At 53.6% G+C, this 498-nt stretch carries 1 protein-coding gene; it reads left to right on the forward strand.

Translation table 11 applies throughout. From position 1 onward, the window contains the following. Positions 1-498 (forward strand): methionyl-tRNA formyltransferase (fmt, locus tag D7X12_RS41845; RefSeq protein ID WP_120630598.1); only part of this gene is annotated, 498 nt, incomplete at both ends.

Here is a 498-nt window from a genome sequence, read left to right on the forward strand (position 1 = left end):
GTTGTGGGTGTATTCACCCAACCCGACCGCCCGGCCGGCCGTGGTAATAAGCTGACTGCAAGCCCGGTAAAAACGCTGGCACTGGCTCATGATATTCCCGTGTTTCAGCCGAAATCTTTGCGCCCTGAAGAAAACCAGTTATTAGTGTCCGATTTGGAAGCTGATGTGATGGTGGTCGTGGCTTATGGCCTGATTCTGCCTAAAGCTGTACTGGATATGCCTAAACTGGGCTGTATTAACGTGCACGGTTCATTGTTGCCACGCTGGCGTGGTGCCGCGCCAATTCAACGTTCTTTATGGGCGGGCGATGCCAAAACCGGTATCACCATCATGCAGATGGATGTTGGCCTGGATACCGGCGACATGCTGCATAAAGTGGAATGCGACATTCTTCCGGAAGATACCAGCGCCTCGTTGTACAACAAGCTGGCAGAGTTGGGCCCGGAAGGTATGCTTGAAACACTCGGGCAGTTGGCGAACGGCACGGCTCAACCAGAA

Origin of the sequence: Corallococcus sicarius (assembly GCF_003611735.1) — a bacterium.
Taxonomy (GTDB): Bacteria; Myxococcota; Myxococcia; order Myxococcales; family Myxococcaceae; genus Corallococcus; species Corallococcus sicarius.